The sequence below is a fragment of the Amycolatopsis sp. SID8362 genome, assembly GCF_010550475.1.
Classification (GTDB): domain Bacteria; phylum Actinomycetota; class Actinomycetes; order Mycobacteriales; family Pseudonocardiaceae; genus Amycolatopsis; species Amycolatopsis eburnea.
The window spans coordinates 1-217 of the sequence record NZ_JAAGNB010000769.1 but is presented as its reverse complement, the minus strand read 5'-3'; the positions used below and the strand labels follow the sequence as shown (position 1 = coordinate 217).

The window sequence follows — 217 nt, the reverse complement described above, 5'->3', positions numbered from 1 at the left end:
GGTCGAGCTGACCGACGACGGCCGCGCGTTCATGGGCCGCGTCGCCCAGGCCGCGGCCGCCCACGACCGCGCGCTCACCGCGGCGCTGTCGGACGACGAACGCGCGACCCTCCACGCCCTCCTGACCAAGATCGCCGCCGACCAGGGCCTCACCCCCGGCGTCCACCCCGGCTACGCGCGTGGTCCAGGGTCGTGAGTGTTCAGGGCGGTTCTAACC

1 pseudogene is annotated in these 217 nt (G+C 74.7%); it reads left to right on the top strand.

The features are described from left to right. A pseudogene (locus G3I65_RS23600) lies at positions 1-196 on the top strand (MarR family transcriptional regulator); the annotation flags it as partial. Between the last annotated feature and the right edge of the window lie 21 nt (positions 197-217).